At 62.4% G+C, this 1338-nt stretch carries 2 protein-coding genes; both read left to right on the plus strand.

Translation table 11 applies throughout. The features are described from left to right. Positions 1 to 300 (plus strand): L-serine ammonia-lyase, iron-sulfur-dependent, subunit alpha (locus AB4Y81_RS21525; protein ID WP_441996929.1); only part of this gene is annotated, 300 nt, incomplete at its 5' end. Between the two features lie 21 nt (positions 301 to 321). After that, positions 322 to 1329, plus strand: coding sequence for a lipoyl synthase (lipA, locus tag AB4Y81_RS21530; protein WP_064722886.1), 1008 nt, complete (start codon positions 322 to 324; stop codon positions 1327 to 1329). Positions 1330 to 1338 lie beyond the last annotated feature (9 nt).

The following is a 1338-nucleotide window of genomic DNA, read 5'->3' on the forward strand; positions in this document are numbered from 1 at the left end:
GAGGTGATGGGTGGTTCTCCGGGTCAGGTGGAGAACGCTGCGGAGATCGCGATGGAGCATAATCTGGGGTTGACGTGTGATCCGATCGGGGGGTTGGTGCAGATTCCGTGTATTGAGCGGAACGCGATTGCTGCGGCGAAGGCGATCAACGCGGCGAAGATGGCGTTGTGGGGGGACGGGACGCACCGGGTTTCCCTGGACGAGGTGATCGTGACGATGCGTGAGACGGGCAAGGACATGTCCGATAAGTACAAGGAAACCGCGATGGGCGGCCTCGCCGTCAACGTCGTCGAATGCTGAAGATCAACGTAAAGGAACCCCATGACACTCGCACCTGAAGGCCGTAAGTTGCTGCGCGTTGAGCAGCGTAATTCTGCGGTACCGGTTGAACGTAAGCCTGAGTGGATCAAGGCCAAGGTCCAGATGGGGCCTGAGTTTGTCCAGCTCAAGAACCTGGTGAAGAAGGAAGGCCTGCACACGGTCTGTGAAGAGGCCGGCTGCCCGAACATTTTCGAGTGCTGGGAAGACAAGGAAGCGACGTTCCTGATCGGCGGGTCCGAGTGCACCCGGCGCTGTGATTTCTGCCAGATCGACACCGGCAAGCCCTCCCCGGTGGACATGTTCGAACCCACCAAGGTGGCCCGGAGTGTCCAGGCGATGCAGTTGCGCTACGCCACCGTGACCGGKGTGGCCCGTGATGACCTSGCCGATGAGGGTGTCTGGTTGTACGCCGAAACRGTCCGGAAGATCCACGAACTGAACCCGGGCACCGGGGTGGAGTTGCTGATCCCGGACTTCTCCGGCAAGCCYGARCACATCGCGGCGATCTGTGATTCCAAGCCCGAGGTGTTCGCCCACAACGTCGAGACCGTGCCGAGGATTTTCAAGCGGATCCGYCCGGCGTTCCGGTACGAGAGGTCCCTGGATGTCATCACCCAGGGCCGGGATTTGGGCATGGTGACCAAGTCGAACCTGATCCTGGGCATGGGCGAGACSCGGGAGGAAATCTCCGARGCCCTGCGGGACCTGCACCAGGCCGGWTGTGACCTGATCACGATCACCCAGTACCTTCGCCCGTCCGAACGGCACTTGCCGGTGGACCGGTGGGTCAAGCCGCAGGAATTCGTGGACCTCCAGCACGAAGCCGAAGARATCGGCTTCCTCGGYGTCATGTCCGGGCCGTTGGTGCGGTCCTCGTACCGGGCCGGCCGCTTGTGGGCCACCGCGATGCGGAAGAAGGGCTGGGAAATCCCCGAAGCCCTGGCACACATCGAGTCCTCCGGCACCACCCGCCAGGAAGCCTCCACCATCCTCGCCGCCCACGGCTAGCCCCAAAAC

Origin of the sequence: Paenarthrobacter sp. TAF1 (genome assembly GCF_052113825.1) — a bacterium.
Classification (GTDB): domain Bacteria; phylum Actinomycetota; class Actinomycetes; order Actinomycetales; family Micrococcaceae; genus Arthrobacter; species Arthrobacter nicotinovorans.